This is a genomic window from Gluconacetobacter takamatsuzukensis, assembly GCF_014174275.1.
In the GTDB taxonomy this organism is placed as follows: Bacteria; Pseudomonadota; Alphaproteobacteria; order Acetobacterales; family Acetobacteraceae; genus Gluconacetobacter; species Gluconacetobacter takamatsuzukensis.
This window is the reverse complement of the sequence record NZ_JABEQK010000016.1, coordinates 23,504-48,199: the sequence shown is the minus strand read 5'-3', so window position 1 is coordinate 48,199 and position 24,696 is coordinate 23,504. Positions and strand designations below refer to the sequence as shown.

Sequence of the window (24,696 nt, the reverse complement as noted above, 5' to 3'; positions counted from 1 at the left end):
CTCACCCGACCAGATGGGTGGGATAGCGCAGGTGCCGGCGCACCACGTCGACGAAGGCGGGGTCACGCTTGGCCGCCCAGACGGCGGCGAGATGGCCGGCCAGCCAGAAGATCCCGCCGGCGATCCAGAGCCGCAGGCCGAGGCCGATCGCGGCGGCCAGCGTGCCGTTGACGATGGCCACCGTGCGCGGCGCCCCGCCGAGCAGGATCGGCTCGATCAGGGCGCGATGCACCGGGGCGGTGAAACCGGGAATGACGTCGGGATCCATCAGATCAGCGCCCCGCCCGAGAAGGAGAAGAAGGACAGAAAGAACGAACTGGCGGCAAAAGCGATCGACAGGCCGAAGACGATCTGGATCAGGCGGCGGAACCCGCCAGAGGTCTCGCCGAAGGCCAGGGTCAGGCCAGTCACGGTGATGATGATCACCGAGATGATCTTGGCGACCGGCCCCTGCACGGATTCCAGGATCTCGTTGAGCGGAGTTTCCCAGGGCATGCTGGAGCCCGAGGCGTAGGCCGGGGCCGACAGCAGGGCGAGCGAGAGGGTGGCGCCGGCCACGGCAAAGCGGCGGCGCAGGGCGATCATGCTTGTCATGACGGATCTCCGGCGAGTGCGAGGATGTAGTCCCCGTCCGGGGTCAGGCCGTGGACGGTGGCGAGTTCGGCCAGCCGGCGCGCGTTGCCGCGCCCGGACAGGACCGCGATCACGTCGATGGTCTCGGCGATCAGGGCGCGCGGCACGGTGACGACGGCTTCCTGGATCAGCTGCTCCAGTCGGTGCAGGGCCCCGATCGCGGATCCGGCATGCAGCGTGCCGACGCCGCCGGGATGGCCGGTGCCCCAGGCCTTGAGCAGGTCGAGCGCCTCGGCGCCGCGCACCTCGCCGATCGGAATCCGGTCGGGGCGCAGGCGCAGCGAGGAGCGCACCAGGTCGGAGAGCGAAGCGGCCACGTCCCTGGTGCGCAGGGCGACCAGGTTGGGGGCCGCGCATTGCAGTTCGCGGGTGTCCTCGATCAGCACCACCCGGTCGCCGGTCTGCGCGATCTCGGCCAGCAGGGCGTTGACCAGGGTGGTCTTGCCGGTGGAGGTGCCACCGGCAACCAGGATGTTCTGCCGCTCGGCCACGGCGCGGCGCAGAAACGCGGCCTGTGAAGCGGTCATGATCCCGGCCGCGACATAGTCATCAAGCGAGAACACCGCGACCGCGGGGCGCCGGATCGCGAAGCAGGGCGCGGCTACCACCGGCGGCACCAGCCCCTCGAACCGCTCCCCGCTTCCCGGCAGTTCGGCAGAGACGCGCGGGCTGCCAGGATGGACCTCGACGCCGACATGATGGGCGACCAGGCGGACGATCCGCTCGGCGTCGGCAGGTACGATCCGGGTGCCGGTGTCTTCCATCCCGCCAGCCAACCGGTCGATCCACAGCTTTCCGTCTGGATTGAGCATCACCTCGACGATTGACGGATCGTCGAGATGCCCGGCAATCGCCGGGCCGAGGGCGGTGCGCAGCATGCGCGCGCCACGGGCGACGGCTTCGGAGCGGAAGGGAGCGACGGACACCGGAAACCCCGCATTTGACCTCCCGAGGGAGGCAGTGGATCAGCGGGGTCGATTAGAAAGAGGCCTAGACACGCCAGCGCAACAAGTCTCTGGGACCGTAGGGCGCTGGGATAGAAGAACTTGCATAGGGGTGTGTTGCCGTTTCGGCGGTGACGGGGCGAAAGGGCGCTGCTACCGTTCGCGGAATCGATCACGACACGGACCCGCGCCCGCATGAGCAAAGCCTTCATTGCCGCTGTTCTTCAGGATTCCCTCGACTGCACCGGCGTTGCCGCTACCAAGGCCGCCGATGACCTGGTCGGGGCCATCGTCGCGGAGCTGAAGCAAGAGGGCGGGTTCACCCTGCCGTCCTTCGGGACGTTCTCCGTCCAGAAGACCAAGGCCCGCAAGGCGCTCAATCCCCGCACCGGCGAGCCGGTGAAGGTCAAGGCGGGCAAGACCGTGCGTTTCAAGGCCAGTCCGGTCCTCAAGAAAGCGGTCTGATTGGACTCATCGTCCTGCCTGCCGCCATACAGCAATGTTCGGGAATAGAAGACGGGAGACTGGCAGTTTCCGCCTTCAAGGAAGACATCGAAGTCGTGATGGTGGTTGCCCGAAAGCCGACATTGTTAGGCGAGACGCGATAGACCGCGTTTGGGACGTTTCTGCCGTTCCTTCGCGACTTAGCAACCGGCAGGTCCGGCCGACAGCGGTCACTCGGGACCTGCCAGAACGCGACCGCAGGATGAAAGAGATTGGGCCGGTTGCTGACTGGCAGTTTTCAGACGCCTGAATGATCTTAGCCGCCGTTCGCGTGTCTCCGACCGACCGGCAGCTAACGACCTGCAACAAGAAAAAGCTGTGGAATACCTCTCGGCGCAACTAGCCGACGCTTTCGGTTTAAGATAACAATTGAACAAAGCGCGAACCTGGAGGGAATCATGAGCTTCGAGCCTGGTGATACTGTTCAGTTGAAATCCGGGGGCCCCCTCATGACTGTCGAACAAGTCGGCAAGGCGGCCATGACGGGCGAGGACACCGTCTGGTGCGTTTGGTTTGAAAAAGTAGGGAGCCGTCAAGCACGGCAAGAGGCGACATTCCGCCCGACGTCCTTGGAAAAATCTTCCCCGTCCTATGGTGGCAGCTTTAGCGTTTCGAGGGCCTGAGCATGATGCGGGCAGCCTTCTTCGGGATCGACCGACATAGCGACCCATTCGTGGGAGACCTCACAGGCGCGGCACGTGACGCAACCGCCCTGTGGGCGATTATGTCGGATTCCATCCAAGGCTCAGACCCGCAGCTCATAACCAACGAGAATGCTACGTTGGAAGCTGTGCGCGCGGCAATGGATGCGACGCTCGGTGCTGCCGACGAAACTGATGTGGTCATTCTTGGCTTCGCTGGTCATGGAACCCCCGACCATCGACTTGTTCTGCATGATACCAGCGTTGCCGATATTCCTGGCACAACGTTGGGAATGGATGAACTGGCGCGGCGTTTTCGGGACACCCGCGCGCGCGCCGTAATCCTCCTGCTCGATTGCTGTTTCAGTGGGGGCGCTCCTGCACGTGTCCTTGATGTCGGGCTCGTGCCTCGAAACGGCATCGCGTTTCCCTTAGTGGACGTGGCTGGTCAGGGCAGGATACTTTTTGCCGCATCCTCTGCCGAGCAAGAAGCGTTGGAAGATCCACAGACGCGGCATGGCCTTTTCACGAAGGCCGTCATCGATACCCTGCTAGCGGCTGAAGTGCCAATCGGCGTACTGGAGATGGTTGATCGCGTCACCCGCCTGGTCGGGGCTGATGCGGGACGCTTCGGCTACGAACAATCGCCAACCATGTTCGGTCAAACTCAGGGCGATCTGATGTTGCCGCCCGGTCGTGTCGGCGACCGCTACAGGGCCGCATTTCCAGAGTATGAAAACCTCCAAACGACCGGAGATATCCGTGAATTGAGCCAAGCTGGCATTCCCCAAGAGGCCATCGACGCCTGGCATGAGCGTTTTCCGGGTGGGCTCAACGCCCTCCAAATCGCGGCGGTCAACGATAGAGGCATTCTCAGCGGTCAATCGCTTATGGTCGTCGCGCCAACCAGTGCAGGCAAAACCTTTGTGGGCGAACTGGCCGCGCTGAAGGCTATCGCCGATGGTAAGAAGGCCGTTTTCTTGCTGCCGTATAAGGCGCTTGTAAACGAGAAATTTGAGGACTTTTCCGCCCTCTACGGAGAGCGTCTTGGCCTTCGTATCGCGCGGTGTAGCGGAGACTGGCAAGATCAGGTCGGGGAAGTCCTGCGCGGAAAATACGACATTGCATTCTTCACCTACGAAAAGTTTCTAAGCCTTTCGGTTTCGTCCACGCATATTCTCAACCAGATCGGGCTTGTAGTTCTCGATGAAGCGCAATTTATCACCGAGCCTGGACGTGGAATGGTGGTAGAACTGCTCCTGACCAGCTTGGTCAGCGCGCGACAGCGCGGTGTGAGCCCGCAGCTTATCACCTTAAGCGCCGTTATCGGTCACACCAATAATTTTGACCGCTGGCTTGATTGTGCGTTGCTTCAAACGAACGAACGCCCCGTCCCCCTAGTTGAGGGCGCGTTGGACCGGAGCGGCGCGTTCACAAGGGCGGGACCGGGCGGCGCGGAAACGGTTCAGTTTATCGAGCGCCACCGGATTCAACAGCGTAGGCCAAAGCCATCTTCGCAAGACGTCATCGTTCCGTTGGTGCAGCAGCTTGTCGCTGGAGGCGAGAAAGTCATCGTGTTCAGAAACGCGCGCGGACCCGCAAGCGGGTGCGCGGAATATCTTGCCAACGAACTAGGGCTCGATGCCGCGCAAGACGTTCTCGACGCGCTCCCCGAAGGCGATCCGTCAGCTATGTCCGAACGCCTTCGTCGCGCCCTCGCAGGCGGCGTCGCCTTTCACAATGGAGATTTGACAAGAGACGAGCGCGTGGCTGTCGAGAGAGGCTTTCGAGGCCATAACGGCAGCATCAAAGTCCTTGTGGCTACCAGTACCGTCGCGGCCGGGGTGAACACTCCGGCATCTACCGTCATCATCGCCGAAACCGATTTCCCGGGCCGAGTACGCACGCCTTACACGGTGGCGCAGTATAAAAACATGGCTGGACGTGCAGGCCGCCTCGGATTTGAGGCTGAGGGTAAATCAATCATTCTCGCCGATACCCCAATGGAGCGAAACCAGCTCTTCAGGCAGTATGTGCAGGGTCAGCCCGAGGCGATTACGTCCTCGTTTAATCCCAATCAGCCGGGCACTTGGGTAATCCGTTTGCTCGCGCAGGTTCGCGACGTGCCGCGTGAGGCGGTCATAGATTTGGTAGCAAACACTTATGGAGGCTATCTCGCTGCTCTCCAGAATCCAGGCTGGCGGATCCAGATGGGCGAAAATCTGGAGCGCCTGCTCAACCGCATGATCGCGGATGGCTTGATTGACCAAGAGGGCGATAACCTGCGGCTTACGATGTTAGGTCGTGCCTGCGGTGAATCGCCGCTCAGTTTAGAATCCGCCATGCGCCTCGTTGAGCTATTGCGCCGCATCGAGCCAGGCGATGCGACGCTCGAAAATCTCCTCGTTCTGATCGAGTGCCTTCCAGAGCGTGACGAAGATTACACGCCACAGAGTGGTAAGAACGGGGAGCCCCGCTGGCAGCAAGAAGCGGGGGCGCGGTTCGGGTTCAACATTGCTCGCTCGTTGAGCCATCGAGCCGATAGCGATGTTGCCTTCTATGGACGCTGTAAGCGCGCGTTGATTGTAAGCGATTGGATTGCGGGTGAGCCGACGACCGGTATCGAAGCTCGCTACTCGTCAAATGCCTTTTCGCGCGTTGGGCATGGAGACATCCGGGGATTTGCAGATGGCTCACGCTTTCTCTTGGACTCTGCCTTACGGATCGCGGCCATCGTTCTTGGCCGGGCAGATGATCAGGAAGCGGCGGCACTGCTGCTGACCCGACTCGATCTTGGTCTTCCCGCTGATGCACTTCCTATCTCCTCCGTTTCGTTCCCTCTGACACGCGGTGAAATTCTTTCGCTCTATCGAGCCGGGCATCGCGACAAAGATACTATTTTGGCGCTGAATGCGGCCCAATTGACAGCCATTATCGGACGGCGAGGTGATGCCTTTCACCAGGCACTTCAACCGGCGCTAGAGGGGTCTGCATGAGCGCAGAAACGCAACAACCATCAGCCCCATGAATGAATGGCAGGTTTCGGTATCGATGATGATGGCGGCGAACGACCACATTTAGGGCGCCTTCCCGACGGTCCGCTACGCGGCGTTTGGCGGCAGCTTCTGTCATGAGCGGACGTTCGGGGTGGCTGACCTGAACGACGTGTGTTGGTCGGTAGCAGTCATGAACGTGAACACTGCGAATGGCGGCTTTCGGGCATCTCTTTTCGATAGCCAACATTCCGCTTTCCCCCCAATCCAGACATCACGTTACAAGATTGCCTTTCGGGTCAGGGGCATCCTGCCCCTGCTCACCTAGCCCCACGTCCAGCCTCACCTCGTCGTCCAGTGTTTTCCCTCTGGCGAGCCTACGTCCGACCGCTTCGATGAACCCGTCATACCGCTCCCGCCCCTTGCTCTGCGCCGCAGCAAGGGCCGCATCCGGTAGCGGCGGCGTGCTGGTCAGCCAGAACCGCACGAACACGGCCAATGATTCGTTCGAAATCGTGACCCGTCGCTCCATGCGCTCCAACTGCCGCGTCATCCGGTCCAGCCGCCGGGCCAACGCCGCTTCCAAGCGCTCCGGCCCATCCGGTGACAGAAACGACGCCAGCGCCGTCTCCACGATCAGCGCTTGCGGCACCTTCTTGCGGGCAGCGTAATCGGCAAGTCTGACACTGAGATCGGCGGGTAGCCGGATCGTGTGCTTGATCCGCATAGCTGTCATAGCCCCATCCGGTCACCAGGATCGAGCGACACCTGCCGCGCGAGAGCCCGTGCCCCGCGCCGCAGGGTCTGTGCCCGTGTGGCATCATCCTCAGCCTTATCGTCCGGCGGATCGAATTCATGCACCGGCTTTCTCGGCACCTGCACCACCTCTTCCTGTTCCGGCAATTCCGGCTCTCGGCGGATCCCGGCATTGGCTGGGTCGTCGTCTCCGCTGTCCGATGCTGAAGGCTGCACTACGTCGGCCCAGCCCCCTGGCGGCTGCGGTCCGATGGGCGGCGTTCCCTCTGGAGCCAGAGGCGGCTCGAACCGGGGTGGCGGGAGGATGCGCGTGGTCAGTTCGGCGTCTTCGAAATACCGCGCCTTGCGCGCTCGGATCGGCGGGCAACCAGACACCAGCACCAGTTCCTCGTCAGGCGGAAGCTGCATGATCTCGCCGGGCGTCAGCAGCGGCCGCGCGGTTTCGTGGCGCGTCACCATCAGATGCCCGAGCCACGGGGACAGTCGATGCCCGGCATAGTTCTTCGCGTCACGGATCTCGGTCGCGGTGCCGAGCGCATCGGACACCCGTTTGGCGGTCCGCTCGTCATTGGTCGCGAAGCTGACCCGGACATGACAGTTGTCCAGAATGCTGTTGTTCTGGCCATAGGCTTTCTCGATCTGGTTGAGGCTCTGACCGATCAGGAAGCTCTTGATGCCGTAGCCGGCCATGAAGGCCAGCGCGCTCTCGAAGAAGTCCAGCCGTCCCAGCGCCGGGAATTCATCGAGCATCAGCAGCAGGCGATGGCGGCGCTTTGCCTCCAGTTCCTCGGTCAGCCGACGGCCGATCTGATTCAGCACCAGGCGGACCAGCGGCTTGGTGCGGCTGATGTCTGAGGGCGGCACCACCAGATACAACGTTGCCGGATGGGTGCCGGCGACAAGATCACGGATCCGCCAGTCGCAGCGCCGGGTCACATGGGCCACGACCGGGTCGCGATACAGACCGAGGAACGACATGGCGGTGGACAGCACGCCGGAACGTTCGTTATCGCTCTTGTTCAACAGTTCCCGCGCCGAACTGGCGACCACGGGATGCACGCCTTTCGCCCCGAGATGCGGCGTGGTCATCATGGCGCGCAGCGTGGTCTCGATCGCCCGTTTGGGGTCGGAGAGGAAATTGGCCACTCCAGCCAGGGTCTTGTCCTCCTCGGCGTAGAGGACATGCAGAATGGTACCGACCAGCAGGGCGTGGCTGGTCTTTTCCCAGTGGTTCCGTTTCTCAAGGGCACCCTCGGGATCGACCAGCACGTCAGCGATGTTCTGCACGTCGCGGACTTCACGCTCGCCACGCCGGACCTCCAGCAGCGGGTTGTAGGCGGCACTAGCGAGGTTGGTCGGATCGAGCAGCAGCACTCGACCAAAGCGGGAGCGCCAGCCGGCGGTCAGCGTCCAGTTCTCGCCCTTGATGTCATGGACGATGGCCGAGCCCGGCCAGGTCAGCAGCGTCGGCACTACCAGACCCACGCCCTTGCCCGATCGGGTGGGGGCAAAACACAACACATGCTCTGGCCCGTCATGACGGAGATAGGCATCGGCGGAACGACCGAGCACCACGCCATCGGGGGCGAGGAGCCCGGCACGGCGGATCTCGCGCGGGTCGGCCCAATGCGCCGAACCATAAGTGGTGGCGCGCTTCTTCTCGCGGGCGCGCCAGACGGACAGGGTGATCGCGACGATGACGGCGGCGATCCCGCCCGAGGCCGCGATATAGCCCCCGCTGGTGAAGATATCCGGGGCATAGGCATCGTAGGCGAACCACCACCAGAAGAATTCCGGCGGGTAGTAGATCGACCAGCCGAGCAGCGTGAACCACGGAGCACCAAGCTGGGGCTGAAAGCCGAGCCGCCAGGCGGTCCATTGGGTCGCGGCCCAGGTGAAGGCGAGGATCACGGTGCTTACCGCACACACCGAGCCCCAGAGGATCTTGGTCTGGTTCATGACAGGAACCGACCAAACGGCTCGATTTCCTGATACTCAAGGCCTAATTAAAGCGCCTCGGGCCGCCGGATAGGTGCGGACAATAAACGGACGGCCTGCCTGTCCGCCTGCACGGCGGCAAGAATATCGAGAATCGTGCGCGTGCTGACGCCACTTCACTCGCCCTGTTCCAGTAACTCGACAAGCGCGCGCTCGTCTTGACGAGTGGCTGGATAACAGATCGATGGCGCCTTATTTCGCCTTGTCATGCTGGGAAACTCCGATCGCCTTGTCGTCGCATGTGAAGAAGAACTCGGTACGGTAAAGATGCCTCCGCCTGATGATCGCATCCACGCTCGGATCGTCGCCAGGGTGCCGAAGTTTATCGTCGTTGACGGCCGCTGCGCGCGATCCCAAGGAACTCCCTGACTTTACGAGTCGAATATCTGTGGCAGATCCCGTGCGCCATGAAGCACGCGGACGATGCGTACCTCATCAGCCAGTTCGCGGAAGAACAGCAGGTAGCGGCCGTGAACAACGACCCTCAATCCGGGACTGATCTCATCGCGCGCCGGAAAGCTCCCCGGATGTTCAGCCGCAGCGGCGGCCTTCGCTTCCAGTTCGGCAACGAAGCTCATGGCCCGCTCGGGATTGTCCTCGGCGATATAGAGTGCGATCTCCAGAAGATCGGCACGCGCCGCCGGAGCGAAGCCGAGCCGTTTCATCCCTGCGCGCGACGGCGGGCGATCACGTCCCGCAATTCGGCGAAGACGGTTTCGGCCGGGATGCTCGACCCGCTCTCATCACCAAGCCGGATCGCCTCCCGCAGGGCGTCGAGATCACGGCGGTCGGTATCGCGCCGGCGCATCCATTCGCGCAATGCTTCGCGCACCACCTCGCTGGTCGAGGCGTATTCACCACCGTCGACGGACTGGCGCAGGATCGCGGCCATTTCGGACGGCACGGTGATGGTCATACGTTCGATTGTGGACATGAGGCGGTTCCTCCCAAGCGAGCATACTTTATCATACTTATGAAGTATCCGCTTTGTCAGCCGAAAACCTGCAGGCGAGTAGCTGACATCAAATCCCGATCCCGCGCTTCCGTCCGAAATTCCAGTCGACGCCGCCACCCGGCGACATGGTACCGGAAACCTGCCGTCCGAGCTTCTGCTCCAGCGCCGGGCGCCACGGCACGAGTTGGAAGCCCAGCCCGTCATCCACCATGGCAAACCGCCCCGAGGACAGCGTGACCCGGTGGCGATAGACCCCCGAGACAATCTCGCCTTCCTTCGCGGGCCGGTGTTCCAACCCGGTCTGCACCGCCAATCTGGCAACCGCCTGATCAAGATCGCGCTGGCGCAAGGTGCCGATCAGGTCGGGCGCGAACACCGCCCGCTCGCCCTGCCGCCGCGCCAGGCCCTCGGACGCCAGATGGTCGACCCTCTGCGCCAGCGCCTCACGGACCTCGACCCCGAAGCCCACATTGGCCAAGGCTGGATCCCTGGCGAGCAACTGGCGGTCGAGCCAGGTCGCGCCGGGCGCCGTCACCTGCTCGGCCAGCGTGAAGTCCGAACGCGTCGCCAGCGACAGGCGCTGAGTGCCCTTCGCGTCTTCCCAAGCTCGGGTCTCGACGATTGCACCCGTTTTCGCGTCTCCGGTCAGATCCAGATCGGGGAAGCGGACATGATGCGACCGCCCGTCGGTGCCGGCGACCACCACGTAGCCCGAACCCTTGAGTTCATCATCCAGCCCGCGCTCCACCAGCCGGCCAATGACGGGATCAGCCAGCGTCTCGCCATGGATCGCGAAACCCGCGACATCGGGTTCCGCCCCGCTGCCGGACATGGCGCGGTGCATGGTCTTGATGATGTCGCCCCGGATGGAGAGATCGCGCAGGGTCGCCTCCAGCCCCGGCTTGAGGGTCCAGCGTGCCACCCCGACCCGTTCGGCCAGGCCGAGCCCCTCCAGCTTGGTCGCCCTTCCGACCAGCAGGCGGCGCAGTTGCGGGTCTTCGGCACCCGCGCCCGGCCGCAGATCGACGATGCCGCCGCCCTCGGCGCCGATCTCGGTTTCCAGGGCGGTGCGGATTTCCTGCTCGCTGCGCGGGCCAAGTTCCAGCGTCACCCGTTCGGCGGCGCGGTCGCGCAGGCCCTGGCTGATATAGGCGCGGCTGATCACCAGATCCTTGCCGTCATCGGCTACCCCGCGCACCAGAATATGGACATGCGGATTGTCGGTGTTCCAGTGATCCACCCCGACCCAGTCCAGCCTGGTGCCGAGATCGCGCTCCATGTCCTGCATCAGTTCGCGCGCGAAGCCCCGCAGATCCTCCATCCGCGCCGCGTCCTCGGGCGAGACGATGAAACGGAAATGGTGCCGGTCATCTTCGCACCGTTCCGCGAAGGCCTTGCTGTCCGCTTCGTCGGACCCGGCATCGAACAGATGGGCCTTGGCACCGTCGCGGGTCACGCCCTCGCGTCTGAGATAGGCGATATGCCGGGCGAGCGGCGCGGAGCGAAACCGCGTGCCCTGCTGGCGGACGACCCGCGCCTTGACCACGACACGCCGGGCATTGCTGCGCAGCCGCATGGAGAGTGCTGCGCGCCGCCCGCGCCCGAAACGGGAACCACCGCCGCCTCCCCTGCCCCTCGCTCCGAAGCGGGTCCCGGTATGACCGGCCTTCTTCGCGGCACGCATGACCTCGCCAACGAAGGACTTCGGACGCGCGCCCTGGTTGCCATGCCGGATGCGTCCGGGCCGGACAGTCAGGCCGTCATCGCGCGTCGCCATAGCCCACTCTCCGCTTCGATTTGCGCCTGACGGCGCTCGGATCGTTGAAAAGATTAGGAAAAATGCCCGGACAGCTGCAGGCGGTGCGTGGTGAGAGGACAAATTCCCCAATCAAACCAACCACATGCAGCCCCGAATGGGCGCTGCTTTTACCTTGCCGTCCTTCTGCCTGTCGCCTGTCTCCCCCCAGCACCCCATCCCCAAGCCGCCCATGACCCGCCAGCGCCCGATGGACCGGAACGGGACTCATCGGCGCGCCTCCCCATCCCAGGAGGCGATGAACAGCCCGGCCGATTGCGGTGCGAGCGCCGTCCAGTCGCTCGGGCGGGCGTCGTCGGTATGCACCGGATCGTGCGCGCTCCCGACATGCCGGGTGGCATTTCCTGTGCGCAGGAACGGCGCCGGAAAGAGGGAGGAATCCTGCCAGGATCGTGCCAACGGACCGCCAATCGTGATGTCGTCCGCGAGTGGAAGAGCAAGCTGCGCGCTCACCGACGCGACGTAATTCAGCGTCTCAGCAGGCAGCGGTCGGCCGGTCGCCAGATATTCGCCATAGCGCGCAGGACCGGCGTTATAGGCGGCAAGAAACCCGGCCTCGCCATAGCGGTCGCGCATCCAGCGCAGATAGGTCGCACCGGCCAGAATGTTATCATGCGGGTCGAAGGGATCGTCGCCGAGCCCGAGCGACGTGCGCAGGCTCGACCATGTTCCGGGCATCACCTGCATGAGCCCCATCGCACCCGCCGAAGACACGGTGCGCGCATCGCCTCGGCTCTCCGCATGCAGGACGGCGGCAATCCATGACGCCGGAATCCGCGCGCGCCTGGCCGCCTCCGTGATCATATCGGCGTACGGATCAGCCTGCGCCACGCGAACGGATGACACGGAAACCAGCACTGCAAGCAGCGCGTTCGCGACAAGATCGCGAATCTTCTTACCGCCGGTCATCACGCTTCACCGGGCGGCTCCAGACCAGATGAAAGGCACGCCCCTGACGGTCGGACTGGAACAGATTGGCGCGGATCGGCTGCGCCAGCATGGGGTCATCGAGAACGAGCGACAGGTAGGTGCCCGCCTTTTCGCCGGTGCGTTTCCAGGCCGCGCCGATCTCCGGTCCCGCGTCGGCGTCACCGAGGTGGACGCGATAGTCGGGCGCGTGCTCGGCGTCCGACGAAGTCGCTGGCACGATCGTCAGTTCGACGTCGACGACGAGCGTGCGCAGGCGACCGGCGAAGCCGTCAGCCGTACGCACAAAGGTTCCGATCTGGGCCATGTCAGCCTCGTTTCTGCTTGAGGTTGGGAGAAATCGGTGACGGCACGAGCCACAGTGGCTGCGCGCGGCCGAGCAACGCATCGACCGGCAGAACACCGAAATAGCGGCCGTCGAGACTGGTCGGGACCGCCGGGTTCATGACGAAGATCTGGCCGGGCAGGACGTGCCGACAGCCCTGCCACACCGGCAGCGGACGGCCACGATGATCGCGGGCGAGTGCCTCCCCGAGCGCCTTGCCGTCGACCGACACGACGACGCCGATGCGGCAGACCAGTTGCCCTGGCAGTGCCGCGACCGGCTTGAGCAGCGGCACGCCGAGCGGCAGATAGCGACCGCGCGCCAGCATTTCAGCGATGTCGGACGGCGGCCGGATCGCGATCAGATCACCGACATGCAATCCGCGCACCGAGTACAGGCGATACAGCCCGACCGGCGTGCTGGCGGTAGCGTTCCAGATCAGCCGGGGTGCCGGACGGAAAACCGCACCCAGCACGATCGCCATCACCGCGACATAGGTGGTGAGGAACCAACCAAGCCGGCTCATGACACCGCCCTCCGGCGCAGCCAGGCATCATGGCGGTCGCGTGTGTAGGGACGGGACGCCTGGCCGGAGAGCATCCGATTGTGCAGATGCCGCCAATGCTCGGGGGCCACGTCGACGGGGTCGATACCGGTCGCCTCGATGCGATCGATTGCTTCCAGCGCCAGGCGGACCTTCGGCCAGCCGCTCTGGCGCAGCAGGCTCTCGCCACCGGGGCGCACGAACGGCACCGTCTGATAGGGCTCGCCGGGACGGGTGACGCGCACGATGTCGATGCAGGACACCACCGTGCCGTAATCGTTCGCCGCCCAGCGCAGGAACGCGAACACGCTGTCCGGCGGAAAGCTCAGTATCCGCCGCCGACGATCGAGAACCTGCTCATGCGTGGCACGACCAAAACGAATCCAATGCTCGATGCGCTTCTCGATCCAGGTCAGTTCGACGTGAGCGAGCGTGTCGGCCGCATGATCGGCAGCCACCCTTGGTGTGACGTTCATGGCGTGTCTCCTGGGTTCTCCGGGAACTCGCGGGCCAGCAGCGCGCGCAGCATGTCAGCGACCGTCATGCCGCGCTGGAACGCCGCGACCTTGAGCCGCGCGCGCAGCGCCGGCGTGACGTCGATAGTCAGCCGGACGGTAAAGCGGTTGGTGGTCGCGGACTTGTCCGGCGCCTTGACCCAGCGTTCCGGGTCGGCGGGACGCGCCGCGAAACCGGGCCGCATGCGACGCTCCGTCATGACGAAATTCCTTCGCCGATCGGGAACTGGCCACGCAGTCTCAGAGCGGCGTGAGCCTTGCCCGGCCAATCCGCCACGCGCCGATCCCAGGCGAGCGACGTATCGCCATAGGGCGGGTCGACCAGGATCATGTCGTAGGGGCCGTGCCAGGGCATCAGGAGCGCGCTGTCGCCGGTCAGCAGGGTCATGACACCAGCCTCCCGATCTCGGCCGTCAGGGCGGCGATTTCACGAGCTGCGATCCCCTGCGGACGCAGGTCACAGACCAGGCGGCCGGAACGTGCAGCATCGGCGAAAGCGACCCGCTGGCCGATCCGCGCCGACAATGCCGCCGGTTCATGCCCGGCCAGCGCCAGCCGGGTCTCGCGGGCAATGACCGTGCGCGCGGCGCAGCGATTCAGCACGAAACGGGCCAGCAGACCGGGACGGAAAAGGCGTGCTTCCGCCAGCAGCCGCAGCATTTCGGCTGAAGCCCAGCCGTCGAACGGCGACGGTTGGGCTGGGATCAGCACCAGGTCGGCAGCCAGCAGGGCGGAGCGCAGCAGCGCCGCCACGCGCGGAGGACCGTCGATGACGACGTGATCCATCCCCTGAGCCAGGGCCGGCGTCTCGTGGTGCAGCGTATCGCGCGCCAGCCCGATCACGCCGAACAGCCGTGGCAGTCCCTCCCGCGCCCGCTGCGCCGACCAGTCCAGCGCCGAGCCCTGCGGGTCGGCATCGATGACCGTCACGCGCCGGCCTTCCCGAGCCCATTGGCCCGCGAGATGCAGCGCCAACGTGGTCTTGCCGACGCCACCCTTCTGGTTGAGGAAGGCCACGATCACCGCCCCTCTCCGGGGGTTATCCACAGATCGGGCGGGGTGCCAACATCTTTAAAGTTAGAGTCTTTTACGTTAGATTCTAAGTTAAGGGTGCCATAACCCTCTGATTCAATGTCGCGATTCGGCGATTTTTGTTCACATAAGCACGGCTTCGCTGTTCCCGAAATCACGGCTTCCGCCGGTTCGGGCGTTCCCGATAGCACGGACGGACTCACAGTTTGTCCACATAGCCCTGTGGATAATTTGTCGTGGGAAAAGGTCAGGATTTCACGCCCGTCAGCTGTCCGCTCGACCGCCAGACGATAGCCGGGCAATGGCTGCCGCTGGACGATGCCGCGGAGTTCGAACGCGAAGCGACGATAGGGGGACAGACTGGCTGATTTGAGATGCAGGACGTGGAAATCAAATTTCCAGCCTGAACGCTGGCGGCCGCCATGCTTGCGGACCAGCCGATAGAGCCAACGCTCCATTCCGCCGGTCAGCCGGAAATAGGCTGGGTCGATGGTCAACACCAGCGCGTCATCAAGCACGGCCTGGTAAAACCAGTCCGGCAGGATCAGCTCGACCACGCGGGCACGGCCTTCCTGCGTGGTATGCCGCTTCCATTCATTGATCCAGGAAAACCGGTGCAACTGTCCCGCACCGGCGTGGCGCAGTGAAGTCTTGATCGTGGTGGATTGCAGCCGGTCGAGGGCCGCTTCCAGCCGTTGGTAATCCCGTGCGCTGTCGCCCCGGCCGATGAAGGCCAGGATTTCATGCGGTGTCGCCACCATCAGACGCGACGTGCAACGACCCGCGTCGCGTGCTTCCACGATCTGGCTCGCCGCCCAGATCAGCACGTCGGCATCCCAGATCGTCGCCATGCCATGTTCGGCTGACGTCTCAACCCGGATTGTGACGTCCGGAGTCCGGAAATCGATCGGTACAATCCGCGATGCCTTGGACAGGCTGAAGAACGGAAACGCCATCAGATCCTGCGCGTCGCGCGGAGCGAGTGTGCCGGGGATGGCACGGAACACCGCGAGCTTCGCGCGCTCGGAATGGTTCCAGTCGGACGTGCGCATCAGCGGCGGTTCCCATGTGAGGTCGCCGGTGTCGGCGGGATCAGCGGGCTTTGCCGTGCGGCCGCCGGCACGGTGCCGGCGGTGGTGTCCGAGGTGTGGGCGCGTGCTCCGCTCTCGACCCAGGCCTGCAGTTCATCGACCCGATAGACCACGCGGCCGCCGAGCTTCGAGTAGCGCGGTCCGGTGCCGTAAATCCGATGTTTTTCCAGGGTGCGAATGGAAAGTCCGACGAAGCGCGAGGCGTCGGGCGTGCGCAGATAGCGCGGCGGCAGGTCGCTGTAATTGGCGGACATGAGATGGCTCCGTGTTCGCTGTCTGGGGCCGCGGGACAGATGCGGCCAGCAGGGATCAGCGTGGCGGAGCCGGGTCTTCCGGGACTAGGACCGATCTCACCGGGGGGCGAGATCGGTCCTAGACAAGCCGGAAATAGCGAGAGGACCGTATCGAACGGGGCTGCGGGACCGACAGAATTCTGGCTTCCCTTGTCCAAAGCGATCTGAGCGAGCAGAAAATGGGAGGCCGAAGAATGATAAAATCCGATACGGACGGAACCAGATTCCTGAACGCCTCCGGCCCCTTGAACATATCAAGGGGAAACCCAGATCAGGATCGCTGGCCGCCGAGAGGGGCCAGCATGCAGCCATACGTTGCATTGATCTTGTGCCCATGTTGCTCAGAAGGAGGATATGGCTATGAGAGCCACGGTTGATTTTGCCCCCCTGTTCCGTTCGAGTGTGGGGTTTGACAGAATGCTGAACGCCATTGATCTCGCCAGCCGGATTCCGACGGCCGATAACTGGCCACCTTACGATATCGTCAAGACAGGTGAGGATGATTACCGGATCGACATGGCGGTGGCCGGACTTGCCGAGAATGACCTCGCGATCACGCAGGAACGAAACACTCTGATCGTGACAGGGCGAAAGGAGCCGGAACAGCAAAGCTCGACCGAGTATATCCATCGCGGCATTGCCGGCAGAGAGTTCGAACGTCGCTTCGACCTGGCCGAGCATATGAAAGTAACGGATGCGCGTTTCGAAAATGGGCTTCTGTCCATCATTTTGAAGCGCGAAATACCGGAAGCGATGAAACCGCGCCGTATCACGATTACGTCGTCCACGGCACGCCGCGGAGAGGATGTGCCCCGGATCGAGGCGCAGAAAGAAGCTGCCTGATGGCATGACGAAAAATTTCCCCCGGTCATTCAGCAGGCCGGGGGAAGTCTCGAAAGGTCATGAGCATGAGAAGAACGAGAGGTTTTCTATGGTGTGCGGTCCTGGTTTTACCTGTGCTGAGCCAACCGGGTGCGCATGCCGATGATCTTGTTCGAAAGATCCAAGGGTCGTCCAGCACAGACGCGGCACGGTCCGCCGCCATGGCCCGGGGAAGTGAACCTCGTAGCCATTATGCGGACGGCACCGGCAATATGCTGGTCGACAGGTTGAACGAAAGCCAGTTGGATCAGAATTATAAGGGGCCGGTCTATTATCCCGGGCAACCGATTCCGCCGTTCAGAGCGATCGACACAGACCGTCTGACATTTTCTGACTTAGATACGGTGAGAGATACGGCTTCGTCGCGGGCGATGTAGTCCGAGTCACGGCAGGAGCCGGCGCCATATGGGTGCCGCTCCTGCCTCCCTCATTCAGGTTGAAGACTTCCCAGCCATGCGCGGTGATGCGGCTTTTTCTTCAAGACGTTCCTGTTCCCTGGCATCGCGCGCAACGCGCGCATCCTGTTCTCGAACCAGCCAGTAGACGATGCCCAGGGCAAGAACAGCCGCCGAAAGAGCGAAGAGTTCATTGGCGGTCACATCATGCAGGTCCAGGAGAATGAACTTGCGCGCGATAGCCAAAAGAGCGATCAGAACGATGGTTCTTACCCGAATGACATTCTCGTGCTGTGCGAGAACGACCAGCAGGGAATGCTTGAACTCAAGGGCGATGATGACGGTGAAGATCGCACCGAAAATCGCCTGAAAGATATTCTGGTTGATGGGATCGATCCCGACATCGACAACAAGATGCCAGACCGCACCAAGCAGATGAATCGTCGCGGTTGCCGTGACCAGCATGATGAGCGCGATCAGGATCAGAATAATCGCCTGTTCGAAACGCTCATAGAATGTCAGACCACTGAACAGCCTGATGAGGCGGGACCAGTCCCTGCCGTGCCAGGAACGTTTCATGGAGATATCTTCCATAACCGTTTTCCGATCGAAGTGCTGAAAACTCTGATGCTTGATTATTTCCGTCTGGCCTTTCGGTGGAGAGTGACACCATGCACGACCCGATACGGATCATGGGCGGTCATCGCCCCTTCGAGCCGCCTCCCCTTCCTGCCCGAAAGAAAGAGGCGCCCCCGCGCCCCGCGCCGGCTCCTGACGAAGAAGAGCCGCCGATCGACCCGGACAAGGAGGGGCTGGTCGAACCTCTCGACCCGTCAGACATGGACGCAGATCCGCATTCCGACTGAACACGTGCTCTGGACGAGCGGCAGGATCATTGCCGCTCGTGCCGCCTTTGCTCAAAAGCGGTGCCAGTGGGGAAGTCGGCAGGACAATGTCCTAGCATAATCTCGCACGCCCCTTGGCAATACGAGGGCCAGCCGCTCTTCGAGGCTTTCCAACGACATGCCAAGGATGTTCGCCATTTGCATGCGGTCCGTCGACGGCAGCAGCATCCGCACCACCGCCACTGTCGTGGCTTCCGGCCTGGGCGAGGTTCCCCAGCGGACGATCCGGTCATAAATCCCGTGATCTGCCGCTCGACGCATGAGGGCGATATATCCCCGCCCCTTCTCGTCATCGCCGAGATAGTCTGCCAGCACGGTGGGTAGATCGAGATCCGCCTGGAATGGCGAGGGCGGCGCGCTTCTGTCGTGTGTATGAGCATGAAGGGTCATGATGCACTCCTCAGGCTGGCTCACGAGAAGAGATCGGATGTTGCGGTTTCGCCGCGCCGTCGTTCAATCGCGCCTGCGATACTCCGGGGAGCATCCGCGACGTGGCGACTGTTTTATCGTCCGAGTCATGCAGGGGGCTGCCCGAAGCCAATGCCTGGGCATCTATGGGACTGACGCTCAGGCCCGAAATGGTGGCGGTGACGTCCACATGCGCGGCCCCGAAGAGGTGCGCCAGGGCGTCCCGCGGCGTAAAGGAACCATTCACGGCCACAGCATTGCGCCCCGCCAGGAGGGTCGGGTCGACAAGAACCGGACATCCGGTCTGGTGGATAAATGTCTGAACGGCGCGGGATAACGACATGGACGGTATGTCCATCGTCTGCGTCTCCCGCTCGCATGCGATCGTATCATGCTGGGCGTGAGCGCAGGCCGGCACAGCGAAGCCGAACGGCAGCATCAGGCCCAGAATGGTAGCGAGGCGTGGCGCTTCCCGCCTGTGAAGAGGTCCGGGTTGATCGGACGCCGGTTCTTTCCGATCTGTCTCTCGATCGGGGCATGACCGTATCGGCCGCTTCGTTCCTCCCGCCCAGGACGCATAGGCGCGGCTACGCCAATAATGCTGGAGCGCCGCCAGGTTGAGAAAATGGATAAGGCTCGACATCTCCTTGCTCTCGCTGCTTCGGCACATGGCCTTCGGACGCGGGGCCTCTCAACGAGAGACCCCGCAACCGACAGTTGCCCTCCCGTTCCAGCGTTCGTCCAAACGGGGACGATTGCCCGGTTCCGAGGAGGGTGCGTTCCGGTTCAATGCGCGCTGCCCGCGCCTTATGCTGCGACCGGAAGCGACGGCGCGACACTTGCATGCAGGGGCAGACGGAATGCGAGATCAGACGCCAGGGGGTCACGCCCGGCGGGCATGACCGCTCCAGATTGGACCAGGCGCTCCAGCGTGGCGCGGAGTCTGACCCCCGGTATGCCCGTATAGGCCACCAGCGACGTCAGGGTGACGCCCCGTCCATCATGACCAAGACGGCGGAGCACGGGGAGGACACGCTGTGCCAGCGGGTCGTCACCAAAGAAGGGACGCGTTACCATGACACGTCTCCTTCCAGTCGATTACGCCATCTCCGGGCGGCCGTGCGCAGGGAGCGGCGATAGCGAGAATAAAGCCCTTTCAGCTTCGACATCCACATCCTCCAATCAAAGCAACATGGATCCCAGTTGTTTCTGCTCATGGAGCCGATGCCAGACCCGGTGGCGTCTGGCGAAAGGAAGATTGGAAGAGATTTTTGCGTCGTCAAGAGGGGGAGCGAAGCGCAGGCCAGGACATATGCAGGCGATGATCTCGTCCGGCCGCAACAAGCATGATTTCCATAAAATATTTTATATAATTATTCTGTCTTTCAGAATATATACCTTTAAAATTACGACAATACATAAAATATCCCGTCCAGGCTTCAGTAGATCACCCTTGGACTCGCCAAAGTTGGGACGGCGTCATTACGGCGGCCCGGCAACACCGAACCGCCGCTGCTCTTACAGGGCGTTTCGGCCGTGCTCACCCTCTGGAGCCGCCATATGCCTGTCTCCGGCGTGGAAGAGAACCGGGCTGTCCATCCCCCTCTGCTCGAATCCCTTGACCGCCAACGGCGCGGTGAGTGCCGCACAGGCCTGACCTCCCGTGCTAGAGGTATGAACGATTGGTGCCGACTGACCGTCCGATGTCACCGTGACAGTCTGGATGCATGAGGCCGTCGGGCCCCCGACGTGGACCATCTCGACACTTTGCCAGGACATGCTCTGGTTCGGCACATCGCGATCGATAGCCGGAACGGCACGTAAGGGGCGATTCAATTGTGCCATCAGTTCCCGGTCGGTCGCCTCCATGACAGCCATCTCCCGCGCCATCATGCGATCGAGGGCATCGAACATCGCGATGTCAGGCATAGCTGGAACAGTGGAAATGTTGTGGACCGGGACCAGAATGCCTATCTGATGTCCCTGCGCATCAACGACGCGCACCGTACCCTGTGCGTATGCGGGCATCGTGGCCGCGCTGAGAGCCAGCGCGGCGATCACGGCACCACCCCGAACCATCTGACGAAATTGCATTTTGGAATCCTCCGTGTCTGATAAGCAGTGTCGGACGACGGCGGAAATATGGAGCGCGAAGAATGCGCCCGCAAGGGACTGGATGAACTCCAGGCCAAACGGCTCTGTAACACCGACATTGTTTGGTGATGTCATCCGTCAGGCGCGTCACGGGCGCCGGACTGTCCGCTCTCGCCGACATACAAGACAATCGCCATCTGCTACCACCCGCGGAACGGATGCAGCAGCAGGCGCCGGTAACCTCCTTCGGTCAGCCCTCGCGCGAACGACACCAGCCGTTTCATGCGGAAATGCAGATCGTGGGAGAGCCAGTCCCTTGCGGAAACCTTCTGGCCGAACAGTACGCCAGCTATCTCGCGTTGCGTCGCCCCGGCGTCCAGCCCATCGAGCGCACGGAGCGCCAGGATCAGTCGACTGACCCGCTCCGGCGAAAGTTTGACCGGGTCGGGGCCGGCTCGCCGGTCAGTCAGTACACGCCAGAGCCGCAACGCGACCTGGACACGCACCTCGAACAGGGCGTCGAGCGGCAGGACGACGGAGACCGCTTCGATCCCAGGCGCGGCAAGATGCAGGCGAAGTACGACACCTCGACGCTGGATCAGGAGTTCACCAACTCGCCCCGCCGGCAAGCCGATGAACATGGTGGAAAGCGGCGGGTGATCCGGATCAGCCAGACCGGCCGGGAGATCCATCAGAGCGATTACCCCCGGCAGCACCGCAGCGGTCCATAAGGCAGAGCGCGGGTTCAGCGCAGTGCGCACACTTTCGAAATCGCAACCCCCAGCGTCGGGCGAACGCTTCGGCATCCGGCTGCATCAGGACGCCTCGGCGCAGAGCGCGCTGAAGCGTCGCCCGCTCGCGCATGAAGTCGTGGTTACGGCTGACAAACTGCAAGGCAAAGGCAGGGGCGTCGAGCGACCGCAGGCCCTCATACGCGCCCGCCGACCGCCAGGTGGCGCGGCTCATGGCGTCGTCTCCAATGCGTAACGGGTGGGAACAGGGCAAGCACTTGCTCGCGAGAGTATGCCAGACCGTCCCGCTGCCCGCTACGCCCCGGTCCTGCAACAGGTCTTGCGCATTGCGCAACGATCCCGGGTGTCAGTGAGGCGCGCCGCCGCGTAGCAGATGCTGGTAGCCATGCTCGGTCATCCAGTGCGCCCGCGCCAGATGGCTGTGCCAGCAGCGATGGACGCCCTCGGGATCGGCCGCCGGGTCGCGATGGAGTACGATCCGGGCGACCTCGCGCCAGTCGGCACCGTCAGCCTCGGCGTCCAGCAGGCGGAGATAGGTGATCAGATGCTGCTCGTCATAGCCGGTAAGACAGGACGCTTCCGGAGCGCTGTCGGCGACGGGCGGGTCGAGCGGGGGCTTCTGCATGGGGGAGCCGATCAGGTCGAGGAACGAACGCGACGCCCCCTACCCTGCCGCGTTTCGGTGCCGGAAGTCTCGTTAAGAAACATGACGCCGCGCCCTTGTCCGGACTCGATGAACAGGATGCCCGCCGCCTCCAGTGCGCGACGGACCTGGTCGATCGTGCCCTCATGGACACCGAGCCCGCGCTCGGATTCGAGACGCTTCAGCGCGGTCAATGCTACAAGGGCTTCTTCGGCGAGCCGTTCCTGCGTCCAGTTCAGGAGTGCCCGCGCCGCCCGTACCTGTCGGCCAGTGATCATCCACGATCACATCCGACAAGAGATGGGCGCACACCAGAAATACGACTATATTAGTCGCACACCGGTGGTTCAAGCCTATTTTTTCAAGGCACGCCGCGTTCCGAATCGGTCGGCTGGTCCTCGCCGAGATCGGTGCCGTCCCTTGCTGGAGCCCACCGACGTCTCCTGGGGGAGAGAAAACCCCGCCCGGAGAGCCGGGCGGGGCCGAGGCGGCTCACTCCCCGTTGCGCCGCCCGTTGGGCCGGGACCAGATCAGGCTGTAATCCTCGCCATCCTCGTCCTGGAACAGGTTGGCGTAGATCGGCGCGTTGAAGCTCGGATCGTCCAGCTTGACCGAGAGATAGTCGCGGCCCTCGTTGGAGGTCTTCTTCCACGCCGCCCCGATTTCGATCCGGCCGACGAAGACCCGGTGGCTGGGCGCGTTGTCGTTGCTCCGGTTGGCTTCGGCGACGAAGCGGACGTTCTTCGTCTGGAGGGACAGGGTGACGATCTCGCCCTGGATCTCGTTGCCGACCTTCTTGAAGGAACCGATGTTGGCCATGTGACTTCTCCTGCTGTTATCGGGCGGCGACCACCGCGGCCTCGATGGCGATCGTCCGCCCGAGGGCGAGCGACCGGGCACCCGCTTGCGGGCCGGAGCACCGCGCAGGACGGCGGCGGCAGGACTTTCTTGCCTCGCGAGGAATGGCGCCCTGGCGCCAGGGGAAGAAAGTCCTGACGACGGCGTTGCCCAAGGGCGATCGAGGCGAAGCCGACCTCGGGCAGATCAGGCCAGGAGAGGACGGGGTGGTCGTTGCCTCACAGCATCTCTGGGAGAAATGTGGCTGACCGGCGTGTTCCCCCGTCAGGTTGCGCGGAGAGACAGGCCAGGCTCCACGCGATTCCGGCAGGACGCTGCGCGATCCCGTCTTTTGACGAAGTACACCAGGGCAATGTGCCGGTTGCTGTTGCCTGAGGGCCAGACGGATGGAACTGGGGCGGTGGCGGAAACTCTCCCGGCCGGGCGGCCGCGTTCCCGGTCAGGATCATGCCGGATGATCCGGGGCCTTGATGCCCCGATCGCCTCCATGCCGGCCGGAACAGGGAGGCGCGGCCTATGCCTGGCCGGTCGGATCGATCAGCGCGCGACCGGGAAGCGTGCCATCCTCGCCATGAGCCGGCGTCGCAGGGGGGAGTTCCGCGCCGATACGGACCCAGGCCGTGCCACCGACAAGGACCGCGCCGATCATGGCGAAGATATACCGCCAGAGAGAGGACGGGACACAGAGCTGCGACACGTCGAGCATGGCGCAGTAGCCGGCGATGACGGCGGGAACCGTTTAGAGCAGGCCGAGTGCCATCCTGAACCAGACGATGGGCACCATCGCAAACGCCATTTGCCCGGCAGCCTGCGTCGCCGCGCCGGCGACGATGCCGATCAGGATCGCGCCGGGATAACCCGCGCCGGTATGCAGGCCGCCGAAGAAGGCGTTGAGCCCGACATAGAAGGGCAGCGCATAAACGGCGACCACGAAGATCAGCCAGCAGAAAAGACCGAGAGCGGACAGGAGGATGAAGGGCGCGAAGATAACCATCTGCGATCTCCGTTGTACAGAATTGGATGATCGCGCTTTCCACCACCTCCCCAGAGCACGACTAATATAGACGCTTTGAGTGTGCGATTCCATCAGGAAGTTACGGCAGCGGACGGAGCACAAGCCGACAGGCGGAGCCGCGCGCCCAAAGGTCAGAAAGCTCCCGCGTCATGCGGGAGCCTCCTCGTCGGCAGCCCGGTTGCGTTCCGCCTGCCGGGCAATCGCCGCCGCGAGTTCGGCCTCGATCGCCGCCCGCTCCCGGCGGGTAAGATGGAAGCTGGTGAGTTCGGCGCGCAGTTGCTGGATGGTGTCGTACAGCGTGGTCATTGTCCTGCTCCTTTCGTTTTGAAGACAGGACAGACGGGTCATGCGGGGACGGACCGGGTCGCGGATCGCCCTTGGGCGACCGGCTTGCCGGTGGGTGGGGGAGCCGATTTTGTCGAACGAGGCAAGGAAAGCAGCGCGCGGCACGCGCGCACCTTGCGTTCGGCAAAATTGGGGGCACCGCCCGTCCACGACGCGGTTAGGCCACGCATGGTAGGATGGGAAATCTGAAGAGACGGCCCCTGTTCTCCACGTGGCGGCGAAACCTGCCCAGGCCAGTCGCGTTGGGAGAGCGTTCATGGTCGGCGCAGATGAACGTGTCATCCGCAATGCCGTTCGGACAAAATGCGACTGTAATAGTCGCCAATCGTATAGCGATTGAAAGCGCCGCGTGCTATCGTAAAGGCGGCGCTTTGCGGTGCATCTTGCACGGCCTCAGACGATGTCCGGCAGCGCACCAGGAAAGATGTCTTT

The 24,696-nt window shown here is 63.3% G+C and carries 34 protein-coding genes; 5 read left to right on the top strand and 29 right to left on the bottom strand.

All coding sequences use genetic code 11. The features are described 5' to 3' along the window. Window position 1: 1 nt before the first annotated feature. From HLH27_RS15865 to trbB, 3 genes are read right to left on the bottom strand one after another with little or no spacing between them, the layout of a single operon-like run. On the bottom strand, window positions 2-268 hold the full coding sequence (locus HLH27_RS15865; protein WP_182951016.1) for a VirB3 family type IV secretion system protein: 267 nt from the start codon (window positions 266-268) through the stop codon (window positions 2-4). Further along, window positions 268-594, bottom strand: coding sequence for a TrbC/VirB2 family protein (locus HLH27_RS15860; protein WP_025829632.1), 327 nt, complete (start codon window positions 592-594; stop codon window positions 268-270). Before HLH27_RS15860 ends, HLH27_RS15865 begins: the two co-directional genes overlap by 1 nt. Beyond that, the gene (trbB, locus tag HLH27_RS15855; RefSeq protein WP_182951015.1) at window positions 591-1,559 is read right to left on the bottom strand and encodes a P-type conjugative transfer ATPase TrbB; all 969 of its coding nucleotides are present in this window, start codon (window positions 1,557-1,559) and stop codon (window positions 591-593) included. Before trbB ends, HLH27_RS15860 begins: the two co-directional genes overlap by 4 nt. A gap of 213 nt (window positions 1,560-1,772) precedes the next feature. Between trbB and HLH27_RS15850 the strand changes: the two genes are divergently transcribed. The 3 genes from HLH27_RS15850 to HLH27_RS15840 all read left to right on the top strand — a co-directional run bounded on the left by HLH27_RS15850 (window position 1,773) and on the right by HLH27_RS15840 (window position 5,718). Continuing rightward, entirely contained in the window at window positions 1,773-2,042 is a 270-nt protein-coding gene (locus HLH27_RS15850) for an HU family DNA-binding protein (RefSeq protein WP_182951014.1), read from the top strand. A gap of 437 nt (window positions 2,043-2,479) precedes the next feature. Then, entirely contained in the window at window positions 2,480-2,704 is a 225-nt protein-coding gene (locus tag HLH27_RS15845) for a YodC family protein (protein ID WP_182951013.1), read from the top strand. Window positions 2,705-2,706: 2 nt separating this feature from the next. Next, on the top strand, window positions 2,707-5,718 hold the full coding sequence (locus HLH27_RS15840; protein ID WP_182951012.1) for a DEAD/DEAH box helicase: 3,012 nt from the start codon (window positions 2,707-2,709) through the stop codon (window positions 5,716-5,718). A 271-nt stretch (window positions 5,719-5,989) separates the two neighbouring features. On the opposite strand, the gene HLH27_RS15835 is transcribed toward HLH27_RS15840, so the two are convergent. From HLH27_RS15835 to HLH27_RS15770, 14 genes are all read right to left on the bottom strand, one after another. Further along, window positions 5,990-6,442 (bottom strand): CopG family transcriptional regulator, encoded by a 453-nt coding sequence (locus HLH27_RS15835; RefSeq protein WP_182951029.1) that lies wholly within the window; start codon window positions 6,440-6,442, stop codon window positions 5,990-5,992. 5 nt (window positions 6,443-6,447) lie between these two features. Then, entirely contained in the window at window positions 6,448-8,430 is a 1,983-nt protein-coding gene (locus HLH27_RS15830; RefSeq protein ID WP_182951011.1) for a conjugal transfer protein TraG, read from the bottom strand. 410 nt (window positions 8,431-8,840) lie between these two features. Further along, entirely contained in the window at window positions 8,841-9,134 is a 294-nt protein-coding gene (locus tag HLH27_RS15825; RefSeq protein ID WP_182951010.1) for a type II toxin-antitoxin system RelE/ParE family toxin, read from the bottom strand. Continuing rightward, window positions 9,131-9,403 (bottom strand): type II toxin-antitoxin system ParD family antitoxin, encoded by a 273-nt coding sequence (locus HLH27_RS15820; protein ID WP_019086914.1) that lies wholly within the window; start codon window positions 9,401-9,403, stop codon window positions 9,131-9,133. Before HLH27_RS15820 ends, HLH27_RS15825 begins: the two co-directional genes overlap by 4 nt. Window positions 9,404-9,491: 88 nt before the next feature. Beyond that, window positions 9,492-11,201: a relaxase/mobilization nuclease domain-containing protein gene (locus HLH27_RS15815; protein WP_182951009.1), complete on the bottom strand. Its 1,710-nt coding sequence runs from the start codon at window positions 11,199-11,201 to the stop codon at window positions 9,492-9,494. A gap of 246 nt (window positions 11,202-11,447) precedes the next feature. After that, complete coding sequence (locus tag HLH27_RS15810; protein ID WP_182951008.1) at window positions 11,448-12,149, bottom strand: lytic transglycosylase domain-containing protein; 702 nt, start codon at window positions 12,147-12,149, stop codon at window positions 11,448-11,450. Then, complete coding sequence (locus HLH27_RS15805) at window positions 12,136-12,474, bottom strand: DUF736 domain-containing protein (RefSeq protein WP_182951007.1); 339 nt, start codon at window positions 12,472-12,474, stop codon at window positions 12,136-12,138. The genes HLH27_RS15810 and HLH27_RS15805 overlap by 14 nt, the downstream gene beginning before the upstream one ends. Before the next feature lies 1 nt (window position 12,475). Then, window positions 12,476-13,018: a S26 family signal peptidase gene (locus HLH27_RS15800; RefSeq protein WP_182951006.1), complete on the bottom strand. Its 543-nt coding sequence runs from the start codon at window positions 13,016-13,018 to the stop codon at window positions 12,476-12,478. Beyond that, on the bottom strand, window positions 13,015-13,512 hold the full coding sequence (locus tag HLH27_RS15795) for a DUF2840 domain-containing protein (RefSeq protein WP_182951005.1): 498 nt from the start codon (window positions 13,510-13,512) through the stop codon (window positions 13,015-13,017). Before HLH27_RS15795 ends, HLH27_RS15800 begins: the two co-directional genes overlap by 4 nt. Next, complete coding sequence (locus HLH27_RS15790) at window positions 13,509-13,751, bottom strand: ribbon-helix-helix protein (RefSeq protein ID WP_182951004.1); 243 nt, start codon at window positions 13,749-13,751, stop codon at window positions 13,509-13,511. Before HLH27_RS15790 ends, HLH27_RS15795 begins: the two co-directional genes overlap by 4 nt. Then, window positions 13,748-13,939, bottom strand: coding sequence for a hypothetical protein (locus HLH27_RS15785; protein WP_246375954.1), 192 nt, complete (start codon window positions 13,937-13,939; stop codon window positions 13,748-13,750). Before HLH27_RS15785 ends, HLH27_RS15790 begins: the two co-directional genes overlap by 4 nt. Next, window positions 13,936-14,574, bottom strand: coding sequence for a ParA family partition ATPase (parA, locus tag HLH27_RS15780; protein WP_182951003.1), 639 nt, complete (start codon window positions 14,572-14,574; stop codon window positions 13,936-13,938). The genes HLH27_RS15785 and parA overlap by 4 nt, the downstream gene beginning before the upstream one ends. Next, window positions 14,571-15,635, bottom strand: a complete 1,065-nt coding sequence (locus tag HLH27_RS15775; RefSeq protein WP_182951002.1) for a replication initiator protein A — start codon at window positions 15,633-15,635, stop codon at window positions 14,571-14,573. Before HLH27_RS15775 ends, parA begins: the two co-directional genes overlap by 4 nt. Continuing rightward, window positions 15,635-15,928 carry a helix-turn-helix transcriptional regulator gene (locus HLH27_RS15770; protein WP_182951001.1) on the bottom strand — a complete coding sequence of 98 codons (294 nt, stop codon included), beginning with the start codon at window positions 15,926-15,928 and terminating at the stop codon, window positions 15,635-15,637. The genes HLH27_RS15775 and HLH27_RS15770 overlap by 1 nt, the downstream gene beginning before the upstream one ends. Before the next feature lie 399 nt (window positions 15,929-16,327). On the opposite strand from HLH27_RS15770, the gene HLH27_RS15765 reads away from it, so the two are divergent. After that, window positions 16,328-16,810 carry an Hsp20 family protein gene (locus HLH27_RS15765; protein ID WP_182951000.1) on the top strand — a complete coding sequence of 161 codons (483 nt, stop codon included), beginning with the start codon at window positions 16,328-16,330 and terminating at the stop codon, window positions 16,808-16,810. A 470-nt stretch (window positions 16,811-17,280) separates the two neighbouring features. Here HLH27_RS15765 and HLH27_RS15760 read toward each other — a convergent pair whose 3' ends face one another. Continuing rightward, on the bottom strand, window positions 17,281-17,838 hold the full coding sequence (locus tag HLH27_RS15760; RefSeq protein ID WP_182950999.1) for a phosphate-starvation-inducible PsiE family protein: 558 nt from the start codon (window positions 17,836-17,838) through the stop codon (window positions 17,281-17,283). Window positions 17,839-17,915: 77 nt separating this feature from the next. Between HLH27_RS15760 and HLH27_RS15755 the strand changes: the two genes are divergently transcribed. Next, a complete protein-coding gene (locus HLH27_RS15755) occupies window positions 17,916-18,110 on the top strand; it encodes a hypothetical protein (protein WP_182950998.1) in 195 nt (64 codons plus the stop codon). Between the two features lie 51 nt (window positions 18,111-18,161). On the opposite strand, the gene HLH27_RS15750 is transcribed toward HLH27_RS15755, so the two are convergent. The 11 genes from HLH27_RS15750 to HLH27_RS15710 all read right to left on the bottom strand — a co-directional run bounded on the left by HLH27_RS15750 (window position 18,162) and on the right by HLH27_RS15710 (window position 24,225). Continuing rightward, a complete protein-coding gene (locus HLH27_RS15750; RefSeq protein ID WP_246375953.1) occupies window positions 18,162-18,539 on the bottom strand; it encodes a hypothetical protein in 378 nt (125 codons plus the stop codon). 10 nt (window positions 18,540-18,549) lie between these two features. Beyond that, window positions 18,550-19,200: an STN domain-containing protein gene (locus tag HLH27_RS15745; RefSeq protein WP_246375952.1), complete on the bottom strand. Its 651-nt coding sequence runs from the start codon at window positions 19,198-19,200 to the stop codon at window positions 18,550-18,552. 875 nt (window positions 19,201-20,075) lie between these two features. Beyond that, on the bottom strand, window positions 20,076-20,786 hold the full coding sequence (locus HLH27_RS15740) for a hypothetical protein (protein WP_182950997.1): 711 nt from the start codon (window positions 20,784-20,786) through the stop codon (window positions 20,076-20,078). A 65-nt stretch (window positions 20,787-20,851) separates the two neighbouring features. Beyond that, on the bottom strand, window positions 20,852-21,412 hold the full coding sequence (locus tag HLH27_RS15735; RefSeq protein WP_338029933.1) for a DUF2285 domain-containing protein: 561 nt from the start codon (window positions 21,410-21,412) through the stop codon (window positions 20,852-20,854). Beyond that, a complete protein-coding gene (locus tag HLH27_RS16945; RefSeq protein ID WP_246375951.1) occupies window positions 21,318-21,617 on the bottom strand; it encodes a transcriptional regulator domain-containing protein in 300 nt (99 codons plus the stop codon). Before HLH27_RS16945 ends, HLH27_RS15735 begins: the two co-directional genes overlap by 95 nt. A 132-nt stretch (window positions 21,618-21,749) precedes the next feature. Then, window positions 21,750-22,028, bottom strand: a complete 279-nt coding sequence (locus tag HLH27_RS15730) for a DNA -binding domain-containing protein (protein ID WP_113596948.1) — start codon at window positions 22,026-22,028, stop codon at window positions 21,750-21,752. An 11-nt stretch (window positions 22,029-22,039) separates the two neighbouring features. After that, window positions 22,040-22,324 (bottom strand): helix-turn-helix domain-containing protein, encoded by a 285-nt coding sequence (locus HLH27_RS15725; protein WP_182950996.1) that lies wholly within the window; start codon window positions 22,322-22,324, stop codon window positions 22,040-22,042. Window positions 22,325-22,538: 214 nt separating this feature from the next. Further along, window positions 22,539-22,865, bottom strand: coding sequence for a DUF736 domain-containing protein (locus tag HLH27_RS15720; RefSeq protein ID WP_182950995.1), 327 nt, complete (start codon window positions 22,863-22,865; stop codon window positions 22,539-22,541). A 553-nt stretch (window positions 22,866-23,418) separates the two neighbouring features. Further along, entirely contained in the window at window positions 23,419-23,610 is a 192-nt protein-coding gene (locus tag HLH27_RS17145) for a hypothetical protein (RefSeq protein WP_246375950.1), read from the bottom strand. Between the two features lie 33 nt (window positions 23,611-23,643). Further along, window positions 23,644-23,898, bottom strand: a complete 255-nt coding sequence (locus tag HLH27_RS17140) for a hypothetical protein (RefSeq protein WP_246375949.1) — start codon at window positions 23,896-23,898, stop codon at window positions 23,644-23,646. Window positions 23,899-24,066: 168 nt separating this feature from the next. Then, a complete protein-coding gene (locus HLH27_RS15710; protein WP_182950994.1) occupies window positions 24,067-24,225 on the bottom strand; it encodes a hypothetical protein in 159 nt (52 codons plus the stop codon). Window positions 24,226-24,696: the final 471 nt, after the last annotated feature.